The sequence below is a fragment of the Rhizobium sp. TH135 genome (genome assembly GCF_002855515.1).
In the GTDB taxonomy this organism is placed as follows: domain Bacteria; phylum Pseudomonadota; class Alphaproteobacteria; order Rhizobiales; family Rhizobiaceae; genus Allorhizobium.
On the sequence record NZ_PKRP01000003.1, the window covers coordinates 401,287 to 427,675 of the forward strand.

Consider the following 26,389-nt stretch of genomic DNA (forward strand, 5'->3'; position numbering starts at 1 on the left):
CGAAACGCCAGCCCGCAGGGACCTGCCGCGTGCCATCGATCAACTGCCAGCGCATCGTCCCACAGCATCCGGAGCCTTAGTTCTAACCCGTAACCGACTGGGGCGGATTGCGCTTCATATCAGGCAGTGCACAACGGACGAGGTTCGCCATGGGCATCTCTTCCTCTTCGTGCCGGTGTGCCTGGGTGCCGGCGCGGCAATCTGGTTTGCCGTCAAGAGCCCGCCTTCGGCCTCGGTCCTTTTGTCTATCCTCGCCGTACTTTCGATCCCGCTCGTGCGGTCGCTCAGGCATACTGCCACGCACATCATCCTATGGGGCGCATGTCTGACAGTCATCGGCATGCTGTTGGCCGAGTGGGAGACCCGCCGGTTGTCGACTGTGATCCTTGATCAGCCGCTCGTCACAACCGTGAGCGGCATTGTCGAGCGAAGGGAGCAGGGCGCAGCCGGCGAATGGCGCTACACTGTGCGGATCCTGCAGACGGTCGAGCCGACGGTGCGACGTCCGCCCGATCGGGTGAACCTCCTTGCCCGCAGCAAGCATGTGCCGGCGGCGATCGGGGAGCGCCTTACTGGCCGCGCGCGGCTCTCTCCCCCCTCCGGTCCGGCCCTGCCGGGTCTCAACGACTTTGCCTTCCAGAGCTACTTTGCCGGAATCGGTGCTGTTGGTTTCTTTCTCGGTCCACCGAAGCTGGAGCCGGGAGGGCAGGGGGAAGCCGTGAGCCTCGCTGCCCGCTTTGATGCGGCCCTGTTTTCGCTCCGAGACCGCATTTCGAATCGCATCCGCGCGGTCCTGCCGGGAGACCCCGGCGCCTTCGCCGCCTCGATCATCACCGGCGAGCGTCGCTCCATGTCGGAGGACGCGACAGAGGTGTTGCGGGTCTCGGGCCTCGCGCATATCACCGCGATCTCCGGTCTCAACATGGCGCTTGCTGCCGGCATCTTTTTCGTCGGCTTGCGTGGCCTGCTCAGCCTTGTGCCTGTTCTTGCCCAGCGTTATCCGATCAAGAAGATCGCGGCGGTGGGCGCGCTCATCGCCACGACTGGCTATGTGCTGATCTCCGGCTATCAGGTCTCGGCGCTCCGGGCCTATCTGATGACCGCGATCATGCTGACGGCCGTGCTTTTCGACCGGCCCGCCGTCAGCCTGCGCAATCTCGCCCTGGCGGCGATTGCCATCCTCTGTGTCCAACCGTCAACCGTCATGGGGCCGAGCTTCCAGATGTCGTTTGCGGCGACCGCCGGATTGATCGCGGGCTATGCTGGGTGGCGGGCAAGGCCGCGCGCGATCCTTCCGCCTGCGCGGTCTGTCGGGATGCGGATTGCAGCGGCAAGCGCCACCTTCGTCTGCGGCACACTCGCAACCTCCCTGATCGGTGGAATGGCAACCGCCATCTTCGCCATCACCCATTTCCACCGGCTCTCGACTCACGGCCTCGAAGCCAATCTCGCCGCAATGCCGCTGATTTCGATTGTCGTCATGCCCGCGGGCTTCATCGCGATGCTGATGATGCCGCTTGGTCTCGATGCGCCCTTCTTCTGGGTGATGGGGCAGGGATTGGAACTGGTGCTACTGGTCGCACACACAGTGGCCGGATGGGGTGGAGGCTACATCTTCCCGCGATTGCCGGCCTCGTTCCTTATTGGGACGGTTGCCGGCATGCTGCTATTGACGCTCCTGCGAACAAGTCTGCGTCATGTCGGCACGGCGTTGATCGCCGTCACAGTGGCTGCGACATGGTGGGCACCGCGGGAGAAGCCAAGCGACGTGATGATCAGCGAAGACGCACGCCTCGTGGCCGTCTGGACAGGGGAGGATACCGAAGCCACCCTCGCCACCAATCGCGCGCGCCCCTCTGCCTTCCTCTTCGATCAGTGGCAGCCCGTCCTCGGTATCGACAAACCCGTGCCGCCGCTGATGCTTGACCTCGGGCCATTGCCGCCGGGACCCGATTGGCGCCTGGGCGAAACGTGGACGGATGCCCAGCAAGAGGAAGCAGGCATGATCTTCGACCGCCTGATCGCCTCGGCCGAGACCAGGCGCTTCGTCTGCATAAGCCAGGCTTGCGCCCTAAAGCTGATATCCGGAAAAACAATTGTGACTGTCGACCGCTCTGAACTTCTCGGCGCAGCCTGTGACCGCGCCGATCTGGTCGTCCTCGCCGCAAAGACCCGGCAGACCTATTGCCGATCCGGTGCGGTTCTCTTCTCGCAGACAAGCCTGAGAGCCACTGGCGCCATCGAGATCTCAGGCGTTGCAAGCAGGCCGCAAGGCCTGGCGATCAAAACTTCTTTCGAGGGCGCGGCGCGGCCCTGGACCGCGCACCGGCTTTATGACTGGCGAACCGGAGAAGCCGACGCAGAACACATGGCGCCCGATCCATTCAGCCGCGGCACGAAACGGCCGCCCACAAACCCGATGCCCGACATCAATGGTAGCGGCGAATGAGCCCGACCAGCTTGCCCTGGATCTTGACGCGATCCGGCGGGAAGATGCGTGTTTCATAGGCCGGGTTCGCGGCTTCAAGCGCGATCGAGGCACCGCGCCGGCGGAAGCGCTTCAACGTGGCTTCTTCGTCGTCGACGAGAGCAACGATGATGTCACCCGGATTGGCATTCGAGGCATTGCGAATGATGACCGTATCGCCGTCGAGAATGCCGGCTTCGATCATCGAATCACCCTTGACCTCAAGGGCGTAGTGATCGCCAGCGCCGATCATTTCGGCAGGCACCGTGATGTCATGCGTATTGTTCTGGATGGCTGAGATTGGCACACCGGCAGCGATTCGCCCCATGACCGGGACGGAGACAGACGAGCTACTCTCTTCCACCGGCGGCTTGGTGAGGCTTGGTGGCGGCGTCTTGCCGAGGCTGCCCTCGATCACGCTCGGCGCAAAGCCGCGACGCGGCTGCAGGCTCGGCGTATAGGCTTCCGGAAGCTTGATCACCTCGAGCGCACGAGCCCTGTTCGGCAGGCGGCGGATAAAGCCGCGTTCTTCGAGAGCCGTGATCAGTCGATGGATGCCGGATTTCGATGCGAGGTCCAGCGCATCCTTCATCTCGTCGAAGGACGGCGGGACACCCGATTCCTTCATCCGTTCGTGGATGAAGAGAAGCAGTTCCTGTTGCTTGCGCGTCAGCATATGTGGTGCCCCTTAGGGTGAAACAAATCCAGAACAGACACTATATGTTCCATTTGTGTTCCGCAAGTGGATAAATTTCCGTGAAGAGCCGGTGAGAAAATGCGATAGCCCGGGATGAAACTTGGCAACAAGACAGGATCGGCGCGCAGCGCTGCCAAAAAGACGTCTCGCATGGCGCGAGACTCTTTCGGGAAGTGGGATATGCTGAAAGACATCGAGAAGATTGTATTGGGCAAGCAGACCTCCGACCTGACCTCGGCTGAGAAGAAGGTTCTGAGCAAGGCGCGCGAACGCCGGACGGTCTCGACGAATGCCGGCGAGGACTTTTTGGCCGGCGCCACCTTTGGTCAGCGTCTCGCGGATGCGATCGCCAGGGTCGGCGGATCCTGGGCCTTCATCATCGGGTTCATGCTCTTCCTCGTCGCCTGGGTATTCCTCAACACGGTGATCCTGGCGACGCGGGCGCTTGATCCCTATCCCTTCATCTTTTTAAACCTCATTCTGTCCATGGTGGCCGCCATCCAGGCGCCAATCATCATGATGAGCCAGAACCGTCAGACGGAGCGCGATCGCTTCATGGCGGCCAAGGATTATGAGATCAATCTGAAGGCCGAGATCGAGGTGCTCGCGCTGCACCACAAGATCGATGAGCAGGTCTTAAAGGAACTGCGCGAAACCCGTGAGCAGATCGATGCCCTGCGCCAGGCAGTCGAGGCCCTTTCAAGCCGACCGATCAATTCCTAAATCTAGCTTCTGAAACAGAGACACGTCATGTCCCATCCCATGTCTGCGCCGCGCGCCATCGATCACCTCGTCCTGCCCGTGGTCGACCTCGAGACGGGCCGCAACCGTCTGTCCCTGCTCGGCTTCACTGTCGCCGCCGACGCGCGCCATCCCTTCGGCACAGAGAACGCCTGCGTCTTCTTCGCCGACGATACCTATCTCGAGCCACTGGCCGTCGGGAGTCGCGAGGATTGCCTCGAGGCACAGCGCAACAACAATGTCTTTGTGGCCCGCGACCAGGCCTTCCGCTTTCGCCGCGGTGAGGGGCTCTCTGCATTCGTCGTCAAGACTGATGATGCGGCAGCCGACGACGCGCACTACCGCGCCGAGGGGCAGAGCGCCGGTCCTCTGCTCGAATTCGCGCGGCAGTTTCGTTTCCCCGATGGTCGAACGGCGGAAGGTTCCTTCCGACTGGCCTTCGCCGCGGATCTGAGGGCGCCGGATTTCTTCGCCTTTGCCTGTGAGCGCGTGAACCCGCTTCCCGCCGATCGCGGCGTCCTGACTGTCCATCCAAACGGGTCGATCGGTCTGAAGAGGATCGTCCTGATCGAGGAAAACCCGAGCGACTTCCAGTATCTGCTGGAAATGGTGCTTGAGCAGCGCGACGTCACCGCCCACTCCTTCGGCCTCTCGATCGAAACCGCCAATGCGGCTGTCGATGTTCTGACGACCGAAGGCTTCTCCGCCCATTACGGCCGGGATCTTGCCCTGTCCGAGCGTGGTCTCCTGGGTGCAGCGGTGGTCATCTCCACCGTTGATCTTGGCGTGACAGAAGCCTGCCTCGCTGCTAATGGCGTCCACTATCACAAAACGGGCGCGCGCCTCGTTGTCGCGCCGGAAAAGGGGCAAGGCGTGACCTTCGCCTTCGAGGAGTTGAAATGAGCGTTTCTCCCAATTCGGAAGTCGTCGTCGGCGAAGGTACGGGCAAGGCCGTCTTCTCGCAGAAGGGCCGTTTTGCCCTGATCGCAGGTCCCTGCCAGATGGAAAGCCGCGACCACGCCTTCATGATCGCCGGCCAGCTCGTCGAGCTCTGCCGCGAACTAGGACTCGGCCTCGTTTACAAGTCTTCCTTCGACAAGGCGAACCGCACCTCGCTGTCCGCCGAGCGCGGGATTGGCCTCGAAACGGCGATGGAAGTCTTTGCCGACATCAAGAAGGAATTCGGCGTTCCGGTTCTCACCGACATCCACACGGAAGAACAGTGCGCTGCTGTCGCCCCGACCGTGGACATCCTGCAGATCCCGGCCTTCCTCTGCCGCCAGACAGACCTGCTGGTTGCCGCTGCCAAGACCGGCCGTGCGATCAACGTCAAGAAGGGCCAGTTCCTCGCCCCCTGGGACATGAAGAACGTGCTCAACAAGATCACCGGTTCCGGCAATCCGAACGTGCTGCTCTGCGAGCGCGGCGCCTCCTTCGGCTACAACACGCTCGTCTCCGACATGCGCTCACTGCCGATCATGGCCGCCATGGGCGCGCCCGTCGTCTTTGATGCCACCCACTCGGTGCAACAGCCGGGCGGGCAGGGCGGCTCATCTGGTGGCCAGCGCGAATTCGTCGAGACACTTGCCCGTGCGGCAGTCGCAGTCGGCGTCGGCGGTCTCTTCATCGAGACTCATCAGGATCCGGACAACGCCCCCTCGGATGGTCCGAATATGGTCAAGATAACTGACATGCGCCGGCTCTTGGAAAAACTCATCGCCTTTGACGGGATCGCCAAGGCGTCCTGATCGACCTTCCGCGGCGCTTCAATCGGTTGAACCGAAAGCGCCGCAGGCAGTTGCAGTTTAAATCGATTAGATTTCGTTCATTCCGCTTCCTATCCGTCATTGTATTTTCCCGATCATCGGATAAGAGAGGATGACTCACAGGCGGGTCCGGTGGCTTCTTGCCCAGTGATCGGCCTTCAGAGCCTTGTCCAATTTCCGTCTACAGGGAGCGAACATGACCGCCATCACCGACATCATCGGCCGCGAAATTCTCGACAGCCGCGGCAACCCGACCGTCGAAGTCGACGTCTACCTCGAAGACGGCAGCATGGGCCGTGCGGCTGTTCCCTCGGGCGCCTCGACCGGTGCGCATGAAGCCGTCGAACTCCGCGACGGTGGCTCGCGCTACCTCGGCAAGGGCGTCGAAAAGGCAGTCGAAGCCGTCAACGGCGAGATCTATGATGCGATCGGCGGCCATGATGCCGAAAACCAGATCCAGATCGACAACCTGATGATCGAGCTCGACGGCACGCCGAACAAGGCGCGCCTCGGTGCGAACGCCATCCTCGGCGTCTCGCTCGCCGTCGCCAAGGCTGCAGCCCAGTCTTCCGGCCTGCCGCTCTACCGTTATGTCGGTGGCCCGAACGCCCATGTCCTGCCGGTTCCGATGATGAACATCATCAACGGTGGCGCCCATGCCGACAACCCGATCGACTTCCAGGAATTCATGATCGTGCCGGTTGGCGCCGATAGCATCCGCGACGCCGTTCGCATGGGCTCGGAAGTCTTCCATACGCTGAAGAAGCAGCTCGCTGCCGACGGCCACAACACCAATGTCGGTGACGAAGGTGGCTTTGCCCCCGGTCTCGCATCCGCTCCGGCCGCCCTCGACTTCATCATGAAGTCGATCGAAAAGGCCGGCTACCGTCCGGGCGAAGACATGCATATCGCGCTCGACTGCGCCTCGACCGAATTCTTCAAGGACGGCAAGTACGTTCTCGAAGGCGAAGGCCGCACGCTCGAGCCGGAAGCCATGGCCGAATACCTCGCTGAGCTGGCTGCCAAGTACCCGATCTTCTCGATCGAAGACGGCATGGCAGAAGACGACTGGGATGGCTGGAAGGCTCTGACCGACAAGATCGGCAGACAAGTCCAGCTCGTTGGCGACGATCTCTTCGTCACCAACTCGGCCCGTCTGCGCGACGGTATCAAGATGGGCGTTGCCAACTCCATCCTGGTCAAGGTCAACCAGATCGGTTCGCTCTCGGAGACCCTCGACGCCGTCTCGACCGCACATCGCGCTGCATACACAGCCGTAATGTCGCACCGTTCGGGCGAAACCGAGGACTCGACGATCGCCGATCTCGCAGTTGCAACCAACTGCGGTCAGATCAAGACCGGCTCGCTTGCCCGCTCCGACCGCACCGCCAAGTACAACCAGCTGATCCGTATCGAGGAAGAGCTCGGCCCGCAGGCGCGTTACGCAGGGTCTTCCATCCTGCGCGGCTGATCGCCTCTGCATCCATTCTGAAAGCCCGTGCCGGTTCCCCGGCGCGGGCTTTTTCTTTTAGGTGCGGAACAGGGTCAACGATCGGTTAAGACATGCCCGCTAATCTGAATGGGAATTTCAGTTTCGCGTTTCAGGGCATTTGTCGGCATGTGGACCAGACATCACAAGAAAAAGAAATACGGTCGTCTCGTTCTCCCAGCCGTCACAATCGCTTTCCTGTCCTATTTCGGCTATCATTCCATTCATGGCGATTATGGCCTCAGGGCCGGCCAGGAATTTGAGCGCGTTCGCAAGGAGCGCGCAGCCGAGCTCGACAAACTGGTGGCGCAACGGACTGTCCTCGAAAAGGAAGTCAGCCTGTTGAGCGATGGCTCGCTGGATGAGGATATCATCGACGAAAAGGCGCGTTATCAGCTCAACATGTCCCGCCCGGATGAAATCGTCATCTTCAACACCTATTTCTGATTAACCTGAATTCAGTTAATCGTAAATTTTTTAGTCATTACAGTTGCTTGCGGCGAATGTGAGCCATGCATTTATGGCATTGCCGCCGTCGTCTTTCTTCCCTATTCTGTGTTCAACTTTGGACCATAATAACCCATGGGAGGGATGCATGGCGCCTCGCAAGCCAGCAGCTGCGAACGGTCGGAAGTCTTCCGCCAAATCGGCCGGCAAAGAATTCACCGGGAAGAACTCACCTGAATTTGGAGCAGACGAAGAGCTTCACGCCTATCGTGAAATGCTTCTGATCCGCCGTTTCGAAGAGAAGGCCGGCCAGCTTTATGGCATGGGCTTCATCGGGGGCTTCTGTCACCTTTACATCGGCCAGGAAGCTGTCGTTGTCGGCATGCAGATGGCGCAGAAGGAAGGCGATCAGGTCATCACCGCCTATCGCGACCACGGACATATGCTCGCAGCCGGCTTGAGTGCTCGCGGCGTCATGGCCGAGCTCACCGGTCGCCGCAGCGGCCTGTCGAAGGGCAAGGGCGGCTCCATGCACATGTTCTCGAAAGAGAAGCATTTCTATGGTGGCCACGGCATTGTCGGCGCACAGGTTTCGCTCGGAACCGGCCTTGCCTTCGCCAACAAGTATCGCGGCAACGACAACGTCTCTGTCGCCTATTTCGGCGACGGCGCTGCGAACCAGGGCCAGGTCTACGAGAGCTTCAACATGGCTGCCCTTTGGCAGCTGCCGATCATCTACATCGTTGAGAACAACCGTTACGCCATGGGCACCTCGACGGCCCGCGCCACGGCCCAGTCGAACTACTCGCTGCGTGGCTCCGGCTTCGGCATCCCCGGCGTCCAGGTCGACGGCATGGATGTGCGCGCGGTGAAGGCAGCCGCCGATGAGGCGCTCGAGCATTGCCGTTCCGGCAAGGGTCCGATCATTCTTGAAATGCTGACCTATCGCTATCGCGGCCACTCGATGTCCGACCCGGCGAAGTATCGCTCCAAGGAAGAAGTGCAGAAGATGCGGTCGGAGCAGGATCCGATCGAGCAGGTCAAGGCCCGTCTCCTCGAGAATGGCTGGGCCTCAGAAGACCAGCTGAAGGCGATCGACAAGGATGTGCGTGACATTGTTGCGGACAGCGCCGATTTCGCCCAGGCCGATCCGGAGCCGGATGTTTCCGAGCTCTACACCGACATTCTTCTGTAATCGGGGAGGGAACCCATGCCGATCGAAATTTTGATGCCCGCCCTTTCTCCGACAATGGAAGAAGGCACGCTTTCCAAGTGGATCAAGCAGGAAGGCGACACCGTAAAGTCTGGCGACGTGATCGCCGAGATCGAGACTGACAAGGCGACCATGGAAGTGGAAGCCGTCGATGAAGGCGTGCTCGGCAAGCTGCTGATCGCGGCCGGCACCGAGAACGTCAAGGTCAACACGCCGATCGCCGTTCTGCTGCAGGATGGTGAAAGCGCTGATGCGGCACCCGCTCCGAAGGCAGCACCTGCTGCCGCCGAGCCGGTATCCGCACCGGCAGCCGAAGCGCCTGCTGCAGCTGCCGTTCCGGCTGCTCCGAAGGTTGAAGTCGCTGCCGATCCGGACGTTCCGGCCGGCACCGAAATGGTGACGATGACGGTGCGTGAAGCGCTGCGCGAAGCCATGGCCGAGGAAATGCGCGCCAACCCTGACGTCTTCATCATGGGTGAGGAAGTCGCCGAATATCAGGGCGCCTACAAGATCACGCAAGGGCTGCTGCAGGAATTCGGCGCCAAGCGCGTCGTCGACACCCCGATCACCGAGCATGGCTTTGCCGGTCTCGGCGTTGGTGCTGCGATGGCAGGCCTGAAGCCGATCGTCGAGTTCATGACCTTCAACTTCGCCATGCAGGCGATCGACCACATCATCAACTCGGCTGCCAAGACGCTCTACATGTCCGGCGGCCAGATGGGTGCGCCGATCGTCTTCCGCGGCCCGAACGGCGCAGCTGCCCGCGTCGGCGCCCAGCACAGCCAGGACTACGCGGCCTGGTACAGCCAGATCCCGGGCCTGAAGGTCGTCATGCCCTACACGGCAGCCGACGCCAAGGGCCTTTTGAAGGCTGCTATCCGCGATCCGAACCCGGTCATCTTCCTGGAAAATGAGATCCTTTACGGTCACTCCTTTGAAGTGCCGAAGATGGATGACTTCGTCCTGCCGATCGGCAAGGCGCGCATCCACAAGACCGGTAAGGATGTGACCATCGTTTCCTTCGGTATTGGCATGACCTATTCGGTCAAGGCCGTCGAGGAACTGGCGAAGGAAGGCATCGACGTCGAACTGATCGACCTGCGGACCATTCGTCCGATGGATCTGCCGACCGTCATCGAATCCGTCAAGAAGACCGGTCGCCTGGTGACCGTCGAGGAAGGCTATCCGCAGTCCTCCGTCGGCACCGAAATTGCGACCCGCGTCATGCAGCAGGCCTTCGACTATCTGGATGCGCCGATCCTGACGATCGCCGGCAAGGATGTTCCGATGCCTTACGCGGCCAATCTCGAAAAGCTGGCACTGCCGAGCGTTGCCGAAGTCGTTCAGGCCGTCAAAACCGTCTGCTACAAGTAAGGGGGCAAGGTCATGCCGATCAATATCACCATGCCGGCCCTGTCTCCGACGATGGAAGAGGGCAATCTGGCCAAGTGGCTGGTTAAGGAAGGCGACAAGGTCAAGTCCGGCGACGTGATCGCCGAGATCGAGACCGACAAGGCGACCATGGAAGTGGAAGCCGTCGATGAAGGCATCGTCGCAAAGATCGTTGTTCCCGCCGGCACCGAGGCCGTGAAGGTCAACGCATTGATCGCGATCCTCGCCGAAGAAGGCGAGGACGTGGCTGCCGCCGCCGCAGGTGGCGGATCTGCCGCACCGAAAGCCGAGGCGGCTCCTGCTCCTAAGGCAGAAGCAGCTCCTGCGCCTGCCGCGGCACCAGCTGCAGCGCTGGCTCCCGCCGCCGCGTCGGCTGCTCCAGCAGCGTCGAGCGGGGAGCGGGTCTTTGCCTCGCCACTCGCGCGCCGCCTCGCCAAGGAAGCCGGTCTCGACTTGAAGGCTGTCTCGGGCTCCGGTCCGAAGGGCCGCGTCGTCAAAAGCGACGTCGAAAAGGCGGTCAGCACCGGTGGTGCAAAGGCTGCCCCGGCGCCTGCCGCAGCAGCGTCGACTGCCGCACCGGCCCCGGTTCTGGCCAAGGGCGCGTCGGAAGAAGCCGTTCTCAAGAACTTCGCCGAAGGCTCTTACGAGCTCGTGCCGCATGACGGCATGCGCAAGACGATCGCCAAGCGCCTGCAGGAATCCAAACAGACCATTCCGCACTTCTACGTCTCCGTGGATTGCGAACTGGATGCCCTGATGGCGCTTCGTGCTCAGCTGAACGCCGCTGCCCCTGAAAAGGACGGCAAGCCGGCCTACAAGCTGTCGGTCAACGACATGGTGATCAAGGCCCTGGCTCTCGCACTGCGCGACGTGCCGGATGCTAACGTCTCCTGGACCGACACCAATATGGTCAAGCACAAGCATGCCGATGTCGGCGTGGCGGTCTCGATCCCCGGCGGCCTGATCACTCCGATTATCCGCAAGGCCGAGGAAAAGAGCCTGTCCACCATCTCCAACGAGATGAAGGACCTCGGCAAGCGCGCCAAGGACCGCAAGCTGAAGCCCGAGGAATATCAGGGCGGCACGACTGCCGTGTCCAACATGGGCATGATGGGCGTGAAGAGCTTCTCGGCCGTGGTCAACCCGCCACATGCAACGATCCTCGCGGTCGGCGCCGGCGAAGAGCGGGTTGTCGTGAAGAATGGCGAGATGAAGATCGCCAATGTCATGACCGTGACGCTCTCCACCGACCACCGTTGCGTCGATGGCGCGCTCGGTGCCGAACTGCTCGGCGCCTTCAAGCGCTACATCGAAAATCCGATGGGCATGCTGGTCTGATCCGGGGGCGGTTAAGATGAAGACCGTTCTTGCCTATGGCGACAGCCTGACATGGGGATACGACCCGGTGAACCTGGGTCGTCATGCCCACGAGGACCGCTGGACGAGCGTCTTGCAAAAGGCGCTTGGTCATGGGGTCCGGGTGATCGCCGAAGGCCTGAACGGCCGCACCACGGCTTATGACGACCATCTGGGCGATTGCGAGCGCAACGGAACCAAGCTGCTTCCGACGCTTCTCGCGACGCATAAGCCGATCGATCTTGTGATCATCATGCTGGGGACGAATGACCTCAAGCGTGGCATCCAGGGAACGGCCATCGGCGCGACCAGCGGCGTCAAGCGTCTGGTCAAGCAGGTGCAGAAGCACGACTGGGGATTCGAGTTCGAAGAGCCCGAAATCCTGATCGTCGCGCCGCCTGCGATCCGCGAGACGGCCAATTCGGTGTTCGGCGCCATGTTCAACCACTCGGTGGAAGAGGGCGCCATGCTGGCCAGCATGTATCGCGATGCGGCGGATGAGGCCGGATGTGCCTTTTTCGATGCCGGATCGGTCGCAGAAACCACGCCGCTCGACGGCATCCACCTGGATGCCGAGAACACGCGCGCCATCGGACGCGGCCTTGAGCCGATCGTCCGCATGATGCTCGGGCTTTGAAGAAAACACGGCGTCCTGAACTCTCCATCAGGGCGCGTTGATCAAAATCAAGGAGGTCTTGTGCGCTGCGTCTAACCTGAGCCCATCAACCCGCAAGAGGAGATGGGATCATGTCGAACACACCGCACGAACTGGCAGTGGAATTCCCGGAACACGTCGCGCTGATGCGTCATCTGAAGGAAACGGATGGTCATTTCGCGAGATTGTTCGAAACCTATCATGAGGTAAACCGGGCCATCCACCGCGCCGAAACCGATGTCGAGCCTGCAGACGACTTCCACATCGTGGAAATGCGCAAGAAGCGGATGCAGCTCAAGGATGAAATCTACGGGATGCTGGTTCGTCACGAACCGGAAGCCGAGACACCCGCAGCCTGAGGGTCTCGCTTCCAGTCCCGAAACGGGCCTCCGCTGGAGCGGGGGCTCGCAGGAAACCGAGGAGTGGAAGCGCCCATGTCGAATGCTTACGACGTCATCATCATCGGCTCCGGCCCCGGCGGCTACGTCACCGCTATTCGTGCAGCCCAGCTCGGCCTGAAGACGGCGATCATCGAGCGCGAGCATCTGGGCGGCATCTGCCTCAACTGGGGCTGCATCCCGACCAAGGCGCTTCTGCGCTCGGCCGAGATCCTCGATCACGCCAACCATGCAAAATCCTACGGCCTGACGTTGAATGGCACGATGACCGCCGACGTCAAGGACGTGGTCGCCCGTTCACGCGGCGTTTCGGCCCGCCTGAACGGCGGCGTCGCCTTCCTGATGAAGAAGAACAAGATCGACGTCATCTGGGGCGAAGCCAAGCTGACCAAGCCCGGCGAAGTCGTGGTCGGCAAGATGACAAAGCCCGTCGTCGAGCCGCAGAACCCGGTTCCGAAGGGCGTGTTGGGCGAGGGCACCTACACCGCAAAGCACATCATCGTCGCGACGGGCGCCCGTCCGCGCGCACTTCCGGGCATCGAGCCGGATGGCAAGCTGATCTGGACCTATTTCGAAGCGATGAAGCCGGACTTCATGCCGAAGTCCATGGTTGTCATGGGATCGGGCGCGATCGGTATCGAATTCGCCTCCTTCTATCGCTCCATGGGCGTCGATGTGACCGTTGTCGAGCTGATGGCCAACATCATGCCGGTCGAGGACGTTGAGATCTCCACCTTCGCCCGCAAGCAGCTGGAAAAGCGCGGCCTGAAGATCATCACCGAGGCCAAGGTGTCGAAGGTCGAAAAGGGCGCAAACTCGATCACCGCCCATATCGAAACCAAGGATGGCAAGGTCCAGACGATCACCGCTGATCGCCTGATCTCCGCCGTCGGCGTCCAGGGCAATATCGAGAATCTCGGCCTTGAAACGCTCGGCGTGAAGACCGATCGCGGCTGCATCGTCATCGACGGCTACGGCAAGACCAATGTGCCGGGCCTCTATGCGATCGGCGACGTGGCAGGCCCCCCGATGCTCGCCCACAAGGCCGAGCATGAAGGCGTCATCTGCATCGAGAAGATCGCGGGCCTGCCGAACGTTCACCCGATGGACAAGGCCAAGATCCCCGGCTGCACCTATTGCAACCCGCAGGTTGCCTCGGTCGGCCTGACGGAAGCCAAGGCCAAAGAACAGGGCCGCGAGATCCGCGTTGGCCGCTATTCCTTTGCCGCCAACGGCAAGGCGATCGCACTCGGCGAAGACCAGGGCATGATCAAGACGATCTTCGACAAGAAGACCGGCGAACTCATCGGCGCCCACATGGTTGGCGCGGAAGTGACCGAGCTCATCCAGGGCTTTGTCGTCGCGATGAACCTGGAGACGACAGAAGAAGAGCTGATGCACACGATCTTCCCGCATCCGACGCTGTCGGAAATGATGAAGGAAAGCGTGCTCGACGCCTATGGCCGGGTGCTCAACGCCTAAAGCCCGGTTGTGAAACGGAACCTCGCCGCCTATATGGGCGGCAGGTTCCAAATTGACGATCCGAAGGGAGTTCGACGTGGCAGGGTTTGAAGTCGGCATTATCGCGACGATCTTCTTCGGCGGCCTCGCTGGCTGGCTTGCCGGCAAGCTGATGGACATGCGCTTCGGCGTCTTCATGAACATCGTGATCGGCATCGTCGGTGCTGCAATCGCAGCCGCGATCTTCCGTCGCCTCGGCATCTTTGTCGAAGGTGACTGGCTCGGCTACCTGCTCACCAGCTTCGTCGGTGCCAGCATCCTTCTCTTCATTGCCCGGCTCGTCCGGCGGTAATCTCGATCAGCCGCACGAGCGGCGGGACAGGGTTTTGACCATGGTCACCATTCTCGACAGGACCAATCTTTCGAACGCGGCACCTCTGGCGCCCGCAGACGAAAAGCGTGTGCGCCACCCGGAAAAGGCCCACAAGCCCGACACCGAAGTGCTGCGCAAGCCGGAATGGATCCGCGTCAAGGCGCCGACCTCGAAGGGCTATCACGAGACCCGCGAACTCGTCCGTTCCCACAAGCTGGTGACGGTCTGTGAAGAGGCCGGCTGCCCGAACATCGGCGAGTGCTGGGACAAGAAGCACGCGACCTTTATGATCATGGGCGAGATCTGTACCCGCGCCTGCGCCTTCTGCAATGTCGCGACTGGCAAGCCCAATGCACTCGACCTGGACGAACCTGATAACGTCGCCAAGGCTGTCCGCCAGATGGGCCTGCAGCACGTGGTTATCACCTCCGTCGACCGTGATGACTTGGCTGATGGCGGCGCTGAACATTTCGAGAAGGTGATCTGGGCGATCCGCGCCGCATCGCCGCAAACCACGATCGAGATCCTGACCCCGGACTTCCTCAAGAAGCCCGGTGCCCTGGAGCGTGTCGTCGCTGCCAAGCCCGACGTCTTCAACCACAACATGGAAACCGTACCCGGTAACTATCTGACCGTCCGTCCGGGCGCGCGCTACTTCCACTCCGTGCGCCTGCTGCAGCGGGTCAAGGAACTCGACCCGACCATGTTCACCAAGTCGGGCATCATGGTCGGCCTGGGGGAAGAGCGGAACGAAGTGCTGCAGTTGATGGACGACCTGCGCACGGCCGACGTCGATTTCCTGACCATCGGCCAGTATCTCCAGCCGACCCGCAAGCACCACAAGGTCGAGCGCTTCGTCACCCCGGAAGAGTTCAAGTCCTACGAGGACATCGCCTATACCAAGGGCTTCCTGATGGTGTCCTCAAGCCCGCTGACCCGGTCCTCGCACCATGCCGGCGATGACTTCGCACGGTTGAAGGCGGCGCGGGAGAATCTGCAACTGGTTCGTACCTAGGCTGCCCTGTCGGTTTGGATGAAATCATGATAAGAGATTTCAAGGACAAACTGACGGAGCAACTTTTCAAGACCTCAAACGTTCGAGCGCTCCCGCCGGACGTAGTCGAACGGGCCCGGCGAAAGCTGATGGCAATAGACGCCGCTCACGATCTCGGTGACTTGCGCGTACCGCCGAGCAATCGGCTGGAGAAGCTGAGAGGCAATCGAGAAGGCCAGCATCCGATCCGGATCAACGATCAGTGGCGAATATGCTTCCGATGGGTCGATGGGGATGCTTACGACGTCGAAGTTTGCGACTACCACTGAGGTGCGAGATGCTGCAATTGCCCGAAGAACCCATCCATCCCGGTCGCGTCCTTTTCGATGATTTCATCGCTGACTTCGGGCTGGTGTGCACGACGGTGGCTACGGAGACCGGTATACCCTTGCCTGCGCTGGAATCACTGGACAAAGGCGATGGCCATGTAACGGCGGAGATCGCGTTACGGCTGGCACGCTATTTCTCGACAAGTCCTGAATTTTGGCTGAACCTTCAGCGCACCTACGACCTTGCTCAGGCAAGCAAAACCGCGAAGGGTCTTGATCAGATCAGGCCCGTGGCAGCAGCTTGACGGGTGCTCCGAATGTTGGTGATCCCGCTCGGAAATGATGCCGCGATGCGATTGCGTGCCTCAAGCCGCATCTGTGTCATCGGCTCATCAGGAGCCGGAAAGAGCACGTATTCCCAGTGCCTCGCATCCTCGCTCAATCTAACCTACGTTTCGCTCGACAAGGATGTGCGCTGGCTGCCCGGTTGGGAGGAACGGAGCAGGCAAGAGCAACGTGAACGTTTGAGAGACTTGGCCGCCGGCGAGGCCTGGGTCATAGACGGCAGTGGTTCGTCTTCATTTGACATAAGGCTACCGCGCACGGACCTCATTATTTGGCTGCGGCTTTCCAGATGGAAATGCCTTCTGGGCGTTGCGAAAAGAGTGACGCGTTACAAAGGTACAGTCAGACCTGATATGGCGGAAGGCTGCCCCGAACCCTTACCCGACCGCGAATTCCTCTCCTACATCTGGAACTTCGAGCGCCGCTTTGCCCCGCGCATCATCCAGGAAATCGATCGTCACGGCGCGACCATACCGGTGATAACCCTCAAATCCCACGGCGAAATGGCGCACCTGCTTGATCTCGCGGGACTTCCTCATTAAGTCCCGCTTCATGCCACAATTCGAAACCCGCCGCCCCGTCAAGCACTCGCCCGACCGCATGTATGCTCTCGTCGCCGACATCGAGCGCTATCCGGAATTTCTGCCGCTCTGCGAAGCGCTAACCATTCGCTCGCGCCGCGAACGCGATGGCAAGGAATTGCTGCTGGCTGACATGACGGTGGGCTACAAGGCGATCCGCGAGACCTTCACGACGCAGGTCCTGCTGACCCCCTCCGAGCGCGCCATCGATGTTAAATATATCGAGGGTCCCTTCAAGTATCTGGACAATCGCTGGCGCTTCGAAGAAACGGCGGATGGCGGCTGCTCGGTGCATTTCTACATCGACTATGAGTTCAAGAACCGCATTCTCGGCGCACTCATGGGCTCGATGTTCGACCGTGCCTTCCGCATGTTCTCAGAAGCCTTCGAAGCGCGTGCCGACAAGATCTATGCCGGGGTCTGAGCTGCAGCAGCCAGCATTTCAAGCGCAGTCCTGACGGTCGCAAGCCGCACCTGATCTCGTCCGATCTCGCCGTAGCGCATCTCCCGGTGATCGATGAAACCCGAGCGGGTTTTCAAGGCGAGATGCACGAGGCCAATCGGCTTCTCCGCCGAGCCGCCACCCGGTCCGGCGATGCCGGTAACGGCCACAGCAACCTCGGCACCCGAACGCATCAGCGCCCCATGCGCCATCTGCAGCGCCGTCTCTTTCGACACGGCTCCGAAAACCTCCAGCGTTGCCGCTGAAACGCCGATCAGATCCATTTTCGCCTGGTTCGTATAGGTGACGAAACCGCGGTCGACGACGGCGGACGAACCGGCAATCTCGGTGAGTGCACCGGCAATCAACCCGCCGGTGCAGGACTCGGCCGTCGCGATCATCCAGCCCAGGTGTCGATAGGCGGCAATGATCTCTGCGGCCTGCGCCTCGATGTCGGCCGGATAAAGCCCCATCACTCTGCACCGCGGAAGACGACGGTCGCCGTGGCAATTGCCGCGATCCCCTCGCGCCGGCCGACAAAGCCGATCGTCTCGTTGGTCGTCGCCTTCACCGAGCAGCGATCAAGCGAGATGCCGAGAATTTCCGAGAGCTTTTCCCGCATGGCCTGGCGATGGGGTCCGATCTTAGGTGCTTCGGCAATAAGCGAAATATCTGCGTTCATGATCGTGCCGCCGGCCTCACGCACGATCCTTGCGGCATGTTCCAGGAAGATGCGCGAGGGCGCACCCTTCCACTGCATGTCCGAGGGCGGAAAATGATCGCCGATATCACCGGCACCACAGGTCGCGAGCAGCGCGTCTGTCAGCGCATGCAGCGCGACATCGGCATCCGAATGTCCCTTGAGCTTCTGGTCGTGCGGAATGAAGATGCCGCAGAGCGTGACGCCATCACCGGCTTCGAGCTGGTGTACGTCATAGCCGTTTCCGGTGCGGACATCGGGCAGGGCGGAGCCCCGCAATTTCTCGTCGGCCATGGCGATATCCCTTTGCACGGTCAGTTTGACATTGTCGATCGAGCCCTCGACCAGGTGGACCGGTAGGCCCGCCCATTCGGCGATCGAGGCATCGTCGGTGAAATCCACGGCCTGCTCCTCGGCTGCCCGTTCGTGGGCGTCCAGGATGGTCGCGTAGTGAAAGCTCTGTGGTGTCTGCGCCGCGAAAAGATCCTTGCGTGGAACGGTCGCTCCAACGACACCAGAGGTGTCGGCGCGCTTGATCGTGTCCGAAACGGGCAGGGCCGGCAGCACGGCCCTTTTTCCAGCTGCGAGTTCACTGGCGATCCGCTCCAGAAGTGCGGCATCGACGAAGGGTCGCACGCCGTCCTGGATCATCACATGCTCGATGCCGCGATCCTGCAAGACGCGCAAGCCGTTCAGCACCGACGCCTGTCGCGTAGTGCCACCCGTCACGATGATCAGATCCTCTCGTTGGGGCAAATCAGCGACGGCTGCCTCGAGCAGCGTCCGATCTTCGGGGTGGATCACCACGGCGATCGGGCCACTTCTGGGCCAGTCGAGGAAGATCTTGAGCGTGTGCCAGATGACCGGCTTGCCGCCGATCCGCCGATATTGTTTGGGTCCTTCGACCGAGGCGCCGGCGCGTTCGCCGCGTCCTGCGGCAACCACCACGACCCCGATTGTTCCGCTACGCCCTTGCTCCATCGCCCTGCCTGGTCCATGACACATTTTCTTCGCAACCGTGCTCTATCGGCTCGGCATCAGCTTTTCCAGCATTTGCACGATTTTTTGTCGATGCGTGAGCTTTGCCTCTTGGCAAGCCAGAGCTGACTGTCTAAAAATAATGCAAATGCGTTCTTTGCCTGAAAGATAATCATTTGATTTCCGTCGCGTTGGACACGCCCTTCAGCATCGGCAAGGTTCCCGTCCGGAACCGGCTTGTGCTTGCGCCGATGTCCGGAGTGACGGATCTGCCGTTCCGGCAACTGGCCTTTGGCTTTGGCGCAGGGCTTGTCGTGACCGAAATGGTGGCAAGCCGCGAACTCGTCTTCAATGCAGCAGAAAGCTGGTCGCGCCTCAAGGGGGCGGGGCTCACGCCTCATATGGTCCAGCTTGCCGGCCGCGAGGCGAAATGGCTGGCTGAGGCTGCCGTGATTGCAGAGGCGAACGGCGCCGACATCATCGATATCAACATGGGCTGCCCGGCCAAGAAGGTCATCGGTGGTTATGCTGGGTCTGCGCTCATGCGTGAACCGGATCACGCACTTTCGCTGATCGAAGCAACGGTGAAGGCAGTCAAGATCCCGGTCACCGTCAAGATGCGGCTCGGCTGGGACGTAAACTCCATCAACGCGCCTGACATCGCGGCCCGTGCGGAAGCTGCCGGTGTGCAGCTGATCACGGTCCACGGCCGCACGCGCATGCAATTCTACGAAGGCCGCGCCGATTGGAACGCCATCGCTGCTGTTCGCGATGTGATCCGCATTCCGCTGATCGCCAATGGCGACGTCGAGACCGTCGAGGATGCCCATGACATCCTACGCCGCTCGGGCGCTGATGCGGTGATGGTCGGACGTTCGTGTCAGGGCAGGCCCTGGCATGCCGGTGTCCTGGCTGGTCATGCCGGTCCTCAGGCTTCCGAGATCCCCGGCCTTGTTGTCGAGCACTACAGGATGATGCTGGAGCATTATGGCCCGGAGGTCGGCGTCCGCCATGCCCGCAAGCACCTCGGCTGGTATCTCGACCGCCACGCACGCGATCTCGCGGGCGAAACCAAGGCCGCAATCATGACATCGAAGGACGCCGGTTTTGTCGCCGAGGCTCTGGAGCTTGCGCTCTCGAGCAGTGCCGACGCCAGCGCCAGACAGGAGGCCGCATGACGGCGAACGACAACGCGGGCACCAATGGCCTCGCCATGGCCGTGCTGAACGCCATCCAGAACCCGGTGGTGATGGTCGACGCGAACGGCCATATCGCATTCGCCAATTGGGAGGCGGAAGCCTTCTTCGGCGCGAGTGCTTCCCATTTGGCGCGCTACCGCATCTCGACCTTCATTCCCTTCGGCAGTCCGCTGCTGTCGCTGATCGAACAGGTTCGCGAACGCCGCGCGCCTGTGAATGAATACCGCGTCGACCTGAGCTCGCCGCGTCTCGGCCAGGAAAAGCTGGTCGACCTTTATGTGGCGCCGGTCTTGAGCCAGCCCGGCAATGTGGTCGTGGTCTTCCAGGAACGCTCCATGGCCGACAAGATCGACCGTCAGCTGACCCATCGGGCCGCGGCCCGCTCCGTCACCGGGCTCGCCTCCATGCTCGCCCACGAAATCAAGAACCCGCTGTCCGGCATCCGTGGGGCAGCCCAATTGCTCGAGACAGCGGTAACCGACGAAGACAGGGCACTGACCCGGCTGATCTGCGACGAGACCGACCGCATAGTCTCGCTGGTCGACCGCATGGAGGTTTTCTCCGACGAGCGCCCGGTCGACCGTCAATCGATCAACATCCACTCTGTCCTCGATCAGGTGAAGGCCGTCGCCAAGGCAGGCTTTGCCCGCAACATCCGCATCACCGAAAATTACGACCCCTCTCTGCCGCCGGTCTTTGCCAACCGTGACCAGCTGGTGCAGGTCTTCCTCAACCTCGTCAAGAACGCTGCCGAAGCGATCGGCGAACGCTCCGATGGCGAGATCCAGCTGACGACTGCCTATCGCCCGGGCATTCGCCTCTCGGTCGCGGGCTCCCGCGAGAAGATCTCGCTGCCACTCGAATTCTGCGTCCATGACAATGGGCCAGGCGTGCCGTCCGATCTGTTGCCGCATCTCTTCGATCCTTTCATCACGACGAAGACAAACGGCTCCGGTCTGGGGCTGGCGCTGGTGGCCAAAATCATCGGCGGCCATGGCGGCATCGTTGAATGCGACAGCCAGGCGAACCGCACCACTTTCCGGGTCCTCATGCCCATGTCGAAAGAGACAGCGCTCGACGATGCGCCTCTTGCCAAATCCACGGGAACGAACTGATGACGGCCACGATCCTTGTTGCAGATGACGATGCTGCGATCCGCACGGTGCTGAACCAGGCATTGAGCCGTGCAGGTTACGACGTCAGGATCACCTCGAACGCTGCCACCCTCTGGCGCTGGATTTCGGCAGGCGAGGGCGATCTGGTTGTGACCGACGTGGTCATGCCGGATGAAAACGCTTTCGACCTCCTGCCGCGCATCAAGAAGGCGCGGCCGGACCTGCCAGTTCTGGTCATGAGCGCCCAGAACACTTTCATGACTGCCATCAAGGCCTCCGAGAAGGGCGCCTATGACTACCTGCCTAAGCCCTTCGATCTCACCGAGCTGATCGCCATCATCGGTCGCGCGCTGTCGGAGCCGAAAAAGCGCCCGGCGCGTCTCGACGACGACATGCAGGACGGCATGCCGCTCGTCGGCCGCTCGGCCGCCATGCAGGAAATCTACCGCGTACTCGCCCGCCTGATGCAGACGGACCTGACGCTGATGATCACCGGCGAATCGGGCACTGGTAAGGAATTGGTCGCCAAGGCGCTGCACGATTACGGCAAGCGCCGGAACGGTCCCTTCGTCGCGATCAACATGGCCGCAATCCCGCGCGACCTGATCGAATCCGAACTCTTTGGCCACGAGAAGGGTGCCTTTACCGGCGCCCAGACCCGCTCCACTGGCCGTTTCGAGCAGGCCGAGGGCGGCACGCTCTTCCTCGACGAAATCGGCGACATGCCGATGGATGCCCAGACCCGTCTGCTTCGCGTCCTGCAGCAGGGCGAGTACACCACCGTTGGTGGCCGTACCCCGATCCGGACCGATGTCCGAATCGTCGCAGCCACCAACAAGGACCTGAAGCAGTCGATCAACCAGGGCCTCTTCCGCGAAGATCTCTATTATCGCCTGAACGTCGTGCCGTTGCGCCTGCCGCCGCTGCGCGACCGCGCCGAGGACATTCCGGATCTCGTCCGCCATTTCATCCAGCAGGGCGAAAAGGAAGGTCTCGATTCGAAGCGTTTCGACCACGAAGCGCTCGAAGTGATGAAGTCCTATGCCTGGCCGGGCAATGTCCGCGAGCTTGAGAATGTGGTGCGCCGCCTCATGGCGCTTTATCCACAGGATGTGATCGCGCGTGAAATCGTCGAGCAGGAACTGCGTGCCGATGTCTCCGACAGCCCGATCGCCAAGGTCGGCATGCCCTCCGGCACGATGACGATCTCGCAGGCCGTCGAGGAGAACATGCGGACCTACTTCGCCTCGTTCGGCGACGCCCTCCCGCCGTCGGGCCTCTACGACCGTGTTCTGACGGAAATGGAATATCCGCTGATTCTCGCTGCCCTGACCGCCACCCGTGGTAATCAGATCAAGGCAGCCGATCTGCTCGGCCTAAATCGCAACACGCTGCGCAAGAAGATCCGGGAGCTGGGCGTCTCGGTCTATCGAAGCTCCCGCTCCGCTTGACAATTGCGGAACCGCCGTTGCAATTTCGCCACATTGCGTTGCTCAAAAGTCACGTCTCATCGTGATGGAACGTGGCCGTTCATGGCTTGCGATGTGACGAGCCTTGCAGAAACAAAGTCGACGGGAACCGCCACGCGGCCGCGTCAATAAGATCCGATTGCGCGGATCCGGGGGAAATGATGGCACGCGTGAGGAACGCCGCCGCAGCAGATGTGGACACGCTGGCACACGACCGCCGCGCATCTTTTGCGCTGCCTGGTCTGCTGACCGCCGGCGGTGCGCTGCTCTGCGCATCCCTGACCCTGCCGATCCTGCTCGGCCTGACCCCGATCGAGCCCACCTCCAGGGTGCTGGTGGCGTCGGCGGTCATCAATTCGCTCTTCATCGTCGGTCTGGTCTTCCTCATCGGCCGGGAAGTGATGCGCCTGTTCAAGGCGCGCAACCGTGGGCGTGCCGCCGCTCGCCTGCATGTCCGCATCGTCGCGCTCTTCTCCGTGATCGCGATCACGCCGGCGATTCTGGTCGCCATTTTCGCCTCGATCACGCTGAATGTCGGGCTGGATCGCTGGTTCTCGATCAGAACGCAGTCGATCGTTTCCTCGTCGATGAACATCGCCCAGGCCTACATGATGGAGAATGCCAGCTACCTTCAGGGCCAGACGATCTCCATGGCGAACGATCTGGAGCGCAATCGCGCGCTCTTTTATCTCGATCGTACCGGCTTCGTGGAGCTTATGACCCGCCAGGCGCGCGGTCGCGGCATGCTCGGCGCCTTCCTGGTGCGGGAAGATGGTTCTGCGATCACTCAGGCTGACATCGATACGGAAAAGCCTCTGCCGGCGATTCCCCGGGACGCGCTTGCGAGCGCCTCGGCCGGTCAGCCGACCTTGATCCCGCCTGGTATCACCAATCTCGTCGGGGCCATCATCAAGCTCGACAGCCTGTCGGGAACCTTCCTCTACACCATCAGAGCCGTTGACCCGAAGGTCATGCAGGCGATGCGCCAGATGGAAGAAAACACCGCGGAATACCAGTCGATGGAGGATGGCCGAACAACGCTGCAGATCGCGTTTGCCATTCTCTATCTGGGTTTCGCACTGATCGTGCTGCTTGCCGCCATCTGGACCGCGATCGCCGTCGCGGACCGCATCGTGCGGCCGATCCGCCTGTTGATCGGTGCCGCCGATAGTATCGCGTCCGGCAATCTCAATGTCCTAGTGCCCGTGCGCGCGGCAGACGGCGACGTCGGCAGCCTGTCGCGGACCTTCAACAAGATGGTCTCGCAGATCCGCTCGCAGCGCGATGAGATCCTGGAAGCCAAGGACGAGGTCGACGACCGCCGCCGCTTTATCGAAGCGGTTCTCTCGGGCGTTACGGCCGCCGTCATCGGCGTCGAGGACGATGGTATCATCACGATCGTCAATCCTTCTGCCGAATACTTCCTCGCACTACCCGGCGAACAGCTGATGGGGCAGAAGCTCGCGCTCGTCGCACCTGAGGTCGACCGCGTGCTGGCCGAAGCCGCTGTCCGCCATCGCGGCGAATATCGCGAGCAGATCAACATGATCCGAGGCGGCAAGGAACGCACCCTCAACGTCCAGGTGACGCGGGAAGAGACGCGGGGCTCGGTCGATTCCTACGTCATCACCCTCGACGACATCACCGATCTGGTCGTTGCCCAGCGCTCCACCGCCTGGGCCGATGTGGCGCGTCGCATCGCCCACGAAATCAAGAACCCGCTCACTCCGATCCAGCTCTCGGCGGAGCGGTTGAAGCGCCGCTATGGCAAGCAGATCGCCGAGGATGACAAGGCTGTCTTCAACCAGTGCACGGACACGATCGTGCGCCAGGTCGAGGACATCGGCCGCATGGTCGACGAGTTCTCCGCCTTTGCCCGGATGCCGAAGCCGACGAAACAGCGTTCAGACCTGCGAGAGATCCTGACGGATGCCGTCTTCCTGCGCGAGATCGGCAGCGCCGACATCGAATTCCAGCGCAGCTTCGGCGATGAGCCTCTGGAGGGCAGCTTCGACGCCCGCATGCTGGCCCAGGCCGTCGGCAACATCGTCAAGAATGCCGTCGAATCGATCGAGGCAGTGCCGAAGGAAGAACTGGGCGACCACGGCAAGATCCTGGTCCGCTCCACGTTCGATCAAGAACTCGACCGGTTCACGGTCGACGTCATCGACAACGGCCGCGGCCTGCCGACGGAGAACCGGCACCGCATTCTCGAACCCTACATGACGATGCGCGAGAAAGGCACCGGCCTTGGCCTCGCGATCGTGAAGAAGATCATTGAAGAGCATGGCGGGCAGCTTGAGCTGCACGACGCACCGGTGGATTTCGACCGGGGCAGGGGTGCGATGATCCGCATCATCCTGCCGCGCGCAGACGCCCCCGCCATGGTCACTGAAAGCGATAAGGAAAAGGTCTATGGCCTCTGATATTCTTGTAGTCGACGACGAAGAGGACATTCGCGAGATCGTCTCCGGTATTCTGAGCGACGAGGGACATGAGACCCGCACCGCCCATGATGCCGACAGTGCGCTTGCCGCCATATCCGACCGTGTCCCGCGTCTGGTCTTCCTCGACATCTGGATGCAGGGCAGCCGGCTTGATGGCCTTTCGCTGCTAGACGAAATCAAGGCACGCCATCCGGATCTGCCGGTCGTGATGATCTCCGGTCACGGCAATATCGAGACGGCTGTCTCGGCCATCAAGCGCGGCGCTTTCGACTTCATCGAAAAGCCCTTCAAGGCCGATCGCCTGATCCTGATCGCCGAGCGCGCGCTGGAGAACTCCAAGCTCAAGCGCGAGGTCTCCGAACTCAAGCGCCGCACCGGTGACGCGATCGAACTGATCGGCACCTCGGTCGCCGTCTCGCAACTCCGCCAAACCATCGAGAAGGTCGCGCCGACAAACAGCCGCATCATGATCTTCGGCCCCTCGGGTTCCGGCAAGGAACTGGTCGCCCGCATGATCCACAAGCGATCGGCCCGCTCGGTCGGGCCGTTCGTATCGCTGAATGCGGCCGCGATCACGCCGGACCGGATGGAGATGGCGCTGTTCGGCACCGAAGGCACGCCCGGTCAGCCCCGCCGCATCGGTGCGCTGGAAGAAGCCCATCGCGGCATTCTCTATCTCGACGAGATCGGCGAAATGCCGCGTGAGACCCAGAACAAGATTCTGCGCGTGCTCGTCGAGCAGCAGTTCGAACGCATCGGCGGCTCCAAGCGCGTCAAGGTGGATGTGCGCATCATCTCGTCGAGCGCCTATAATCTCGAAAGCCTGATCGCCGAGGGCCGCTTCCGGGAAGACCTCTTCCATCGCCTGGCCGTCGTGCCGGTGAAGGTGCCAGCGCTTGCCGAGCGCCGCGAGGACATTCCCTTCCTCGTCGACATGTTCATGCGCCAGGTCTCCGAGCAGGCCGGCATCCGCCAGCGCAAGATCGGCGAGGACGCGATGGCGGTCCTGCAGGCCAATGACTGGCCAGGCAACATCCGGCAGCTCCGCAACAACATCGAACGCCTGATGATCCTCGCCCAGGGCGACAGCCCCGATGCGCCGATCACCGCCGAAATGCTGCCGCAGGATCTTTCCGACATGCTGCCGAAGGTTTCCGCCCGCAACGACACGCATATCATGACGCTGCCCCTGCGCGAGGCGCGCGAAATGTTCGAACGAGACTACCTGATCGCCCAGATCAACCGTTTCGGTGGCAACATTTCACGCACGGCGGAATTCGTCGGTATGGAACGCTCGGCCCTCCATCGCAAACTGAAGTCGCTTGGCGTATAAGC

At 61.5% G+C, this 26,389-nt stretch carries 26 protein-coding genes; 23 read left to right on the forward strand and 3 right to left on the reverse strand.

All coding sequences use genetic code 11. The annotated features are described in order from the left end of the window. The first annotated feature begins 175 nt into the window (after positions 1 to 175). Positions 176 to 2,449: a ComEC/Rec2 family competence protein gene (locus C0V73_RS10940; protein ID WP_245407958.1), complete on the forward strand. Its 2,274-nt coding sequence runs from the start codon at positions 176 to 178 to the stop codon at positions 2,447 to 2,449. Here the strand turns inward: C0V73_RS10940 and lexA are convergent. Further along, complete coding sequence (lexA, locus tag C0V73_RS10945) at positions 2,430 to 3,143, reverse strand: transcriptional repressor LexA (RefSeq protein ID WP_102020021.1); 714 nt, start codon at positions 3,141 to 3,143, stop codon at positions 2,430 to 2,432. The two genes, C0V73_RS10940 and lexA, sit on opposite strands and share 20 nt — an antisense overlap. Positions 3,144 to 3,344: 201 nt before the next feature. Here lexA and C0V73_RS10950 point away from each other — a divergent pair, with 201 nt between their 5' ends. The 17 genes from C0V73_RS10950 (at position 3,345) to C0V73_RS11030 (ending at position 17,128) form a co-directional block, all read left to right on the forward strand. Continuing rightward, on the forward strand, positions 3,345 to 3,887 hold the full coding sequence (locus C0V73_RS10950; protein WP_102020022.1) for a DUF1003 domain-containing protein: 543 nt from the start codon (positions 3,345 to 3,347) through the stop codon (positions 3,885 to 3,887). Between the two features lie 27 nt (positions 3,888 to 3,914). After that, positions 3,915 to 4,808 carry a VOC family protein gene (locus tag C0V73_RS10955; protein WP_102020023.1) on the forward strand — a complete coding sequence of 298 codons (894 nt, stop codon included), beginning with the start codon at positions 3,915 to 3,917 and terminating at the stop codon, positions 4,806 to 4,808. Further along, positions 4,805 to 5,653: a 3-deoxy-8-phosphooctulonate synthase gene (gene kdsA, locus C0V73_RS10960; protein WP_102020024.1), complete on the forward strand. Its 849-nt coding sequence runs from the start codon at positions 4,805 to 4,807 to the stop codon at positions 5,651 to 5,653. Before C0V73_RS10955 ends, kdsA begins: the two co-directional genes overlap by 4 nt. Positions 5,654 to 5,867: 214 nt before the next feature. Then, the gene (gene eno / locus C0V73_RS10965; protein WP_102020025.1) at positions 5,868 to 7,142 is read left to right on the forward strand and encodes a phosphopyruvate hydratase; all 1,275 of its coding nucleotides are present in this window, start codon (positions 5,868 to 5,870) and stop codon (positions 7,140 to 7,142) included. Between the two features lie 147 nt (positions 7,143 to 7,289). Further along, the gene (locus C0V73_RS10970) at positions 7,290 to 7,607 is read left to right on the forward strand and encodes a septum formation initiator family protein (RefSeq protein WP_102020026.1); all 318 of its coding nucleotides are present in this window, start codon (positions 7,290 to 7,292) and stop codon (positions 7,605 to 7,607) included. A 148-nt stretch (positions 7,608 to 7,755) separates the two neighbouring features. Beyond that, on the forward strand, positions 7,756 to 8,802 hold the full coding sequence (pdhA, locus tag C0V73_RS10975) for a pyruvate dehydrogenase (acetyl-transferring) E1 component subunit alpha (protein WP_102020027.1): 1,047 nt from the start codon (positions 7,756 to 7,758) through the stop codon (positions 8,800 to 8,802). A gap of 15 nt (positions 8,803 to 8,817) precedes the next feature. Continuing rightward, entirely contained in the window at positions 8,818 to 10,194 is a 1,377-nt protein-coding gene (locus C0V73_RS10980; protein ID WP_102020028.1) for a pyruvate dehydrogenase complex E1 component subunit beta, read from the forward strand. Positions 10,195 to 10,206: 12 nt separating this feature from the next. Further along, complete coding sequence (locus C0V73_RS10985) at positions 10,207 to 11,550, forward strand: pyruvate dehydrogenase complex dihydrolipoamide acetyltransferase (protein ID WP_102020029.1); 1,344 nt, start codon at positions 10,207 to 10,209, stop codon at positions 11,548 to 11,550. 16 nt (positions 11,551 to 11,566) lie between these two features. After that, on the forward strand, positions 11,567 to 12,205 hold the full coding sequence (locus tag C0V73_RS10990) for an SGNH/GDSL hydrolase family protein (RefSeq protein ID WP_102020030.1): 639 nt from the start codon (positions 11,567 to 11,569) through the stop codon (positions 12,203 to 12,205). A 110-nt stretch (positions 12,206 to 12,315) separates the two neighbouring features. Then, positions 12,316 to 12,582: a YdcH family protein gene (locus C0V73_RS10995; protein WP_102020031.1), complete on the forward strand. Its 267-nt coding sequence runs from the start codon at positions 12,316 to 12,318 to the stop codon at positions 12,580 to 12,582. A 75-nt stretch (positions 12,583 to 12,657) separates the two neighbouring features. Then, the gene (gene lpdA / locus C0V73_RS11000) at positions 12,658 to 14,103 is read left to right on the forward strand and encodes a dihydrolipoyl dehydrogenase (RefSeq protein WP_102020032.1); all 1,446 of its coding nucleotides are present in this window, start codon (positions 12,658 to 12,660) and stop codon (positions 14,101 to 14,103) included. Between the two features lie 76 nt (positions 14,104 to 14,179). Further along, positions 14,180 to 14,434: a GlsB/YeaQ/YmgE family stress response membrane protein gene (locus C0V73_RS11005; RefSeq protein ID WP_172450126.1), complete on the forward strand. Its 255-nt coding sequence runs from the start codon at positions 14,180 to 14,182 to the stop codon at positions 14,432 to 14,434. Positions 14,435 to 14,474: 40 nt separating this feature from the next. Beyond that, positions 14,475 to 15,470 (forward strand): lipoyl synthase, encoded by a 996-nt coding sequence (lipA, locus tag C0V73_RS11010; RefSeq protein ID WP_102020033.1) that lies wholly within the window; start codon positions 14,475 to 14,477, stop codon positions 15,468 to 15,470. Between the two features lie 26 nt (positions 15,471 to 15,496). Next, a complete protein-coding gene (locus C0V73_RS11015; RefSeq protein WP_102020034.1) occupies positions 15,497 to 15,778 on the forward strand; it encodes a type II toxin-antitoxin system RelE/ParE family toxin in 282 nt (93 codons plus the stop codon). Positions 15,779 to 15,786: 8 nt separating this feature from the next. Beyond that, complete coding sequence (locus C0V73_RS11020; RefSeq protein ID WP_102020035.1) at positions 15,787 to 16,083, forward strand: HigA family addiction module antitoxin; 297 nt, start codon at positions 15,787 to 15,789, stop codon at positions 16,081 to 16,083. A 21-nt stretch (positions 16,084 to 16,104) separates the two neighbouring features. Then, positions 16,105 to 16,665 carry an AAA family ATPase gene (locus C0V73_RS11025; protein WP_172450159.1) on the forward strand — a complete coding sequence of 187 codons (561 nt, stop codon included), beginning with the start codon at positions 16,105 to 16,107 and terminating at the stop codon, positions 16,663 to 16,665. Positions 16,666 to 16,675: 10 nt separating this feature from the next. After that, entirely contained in the window at positions 16,676 to 17,128 is a 453-nt protein-coding gene (locus tag C0V73_RS11030) for a type II toxin-antitoxin system RatA family toxin (protein WP_102020355.1), read from the forward strand. On the opposite strand, the gene C0V73_RS11035 is transcribed toward C0V73_RS11030, so the two are convergent. Continuing rightward, on the reverse strand, positions 17,113 to 17,619 hold the full coding sequence (locus tag C0V73_RS11035; protein WP_102020037.1) for a CinA family protein: 507 nt from the start codon (positions 17,617 to 17,619) through the stop codon (positions 17,113 to 17,115). The two genes, C0V73_RS11030 and C0V73_RS11035, sit on opposite strands and share 16 nt — an antisense overlap. Next, positions 17,619 to 18,827 (reverse strand): bifunctional 2-C-methyl-D-erythritol 4-phosphate cytidylyltransferase/2-C-methyl-D-erythritol 2,4-cyclodiphosphate synthase, encoded by a 1,209-nt coding sequence (locus C0V73_RS11040; protein ID WP_102020038.1) that lies wholly within the window; start codon positions 18,825 to 18,827, stop codon positions 17,619 to 17,621. Before C0V73_RS11040 ends, C0V73_RS11035 begins: the two co-directional genes overlap by 1 nt. Positions 18,828 to 19,000: 173 nt before the next feature. On the opposite strand from C0V73_RS11040, the gene dusB reads away from it, so the two are divergent. The 5 genes from dusB to C0V73_RS11065 all read left to right on the forward strand — a co-directional run bounded on the left by dusB (position 19,001) and on the right by C0V73_RS11065 (position 26,387). Next, positions 19,001 to 20,002 carry a tRNA dihydrouridine synthase DusB gene (gene dusB / locus C0V73_RS11045; RefSeq protein ID WP_172450127.1) on the forward strand — a complete coding sequence of 334 codons (1,002 nt, stop codon included), beginning with the start codon at positions 19,001 to 19,003 and terminating at the stop codon, positions 20,000 to 20,002. Further along, positions 19,999 to 21,138: a nitrogen regulation protein NR(II) gene (locus C0V73_RS11050; protein ID WP_102020040.1), complete on the forward strand. Its 1,140-nt coding sequence runs from the start codon at positions 19,999 to 20,001 to the stop codon at positions 21,136 to 21,138. Before dusB ends, C0V73_RS11050 begins: the two co-directional genes overlap by 4 nt. Beyond that, complete coding sequence (gene ntrC, locus C0V73_RS11055) at positions 21,138 to 22,589, forward strand: nitrogen regulation protein NR(I) (RefSeq protein WP_102020041.1); 1,452 nt, start codon at positions 21,138 to 21,140, stop codon at positions 22,587 to 22,589. The genes C0V73_RS11050 and ntrC overlap by 1 nt, the downstream gene beginning before the upstream one ends. Positions 22,590 to 22,768: 179 nt before the next feature. Next, positions 22,769 to 25,033 carry a PAS domain-containing sensor histidine kinase gene (locus C0V73_RS11060; RefSeq protein ID WP_102020042.1) on the forward strand — a complete coding sequence of 755 codons (2,265 nt, stop codon included), beginning with the start codon at positions 22,769 to 22,771 and terminating at the stop codon, positions 25,031 to 25,033. Beyond that, positions 25,023 to 26,387, forward strand: a complete 1,365-nt coding sequence (locus C0V73_RS11065; RefSeq protein ID WP_102020043.1) for a sigma-54 dependent transcriptional regulator — start codon at positions 25,023 to 25,025, stop codon at positions 26,385 to 26,387. Before C0V73_RS11060 ends, C0V73_RS11065 begins: the two co-directional genes overlap by 11 nt. The last annotated feature ends 2 nt before the right edge of the window (positions 26,388 to 26,389 follow it).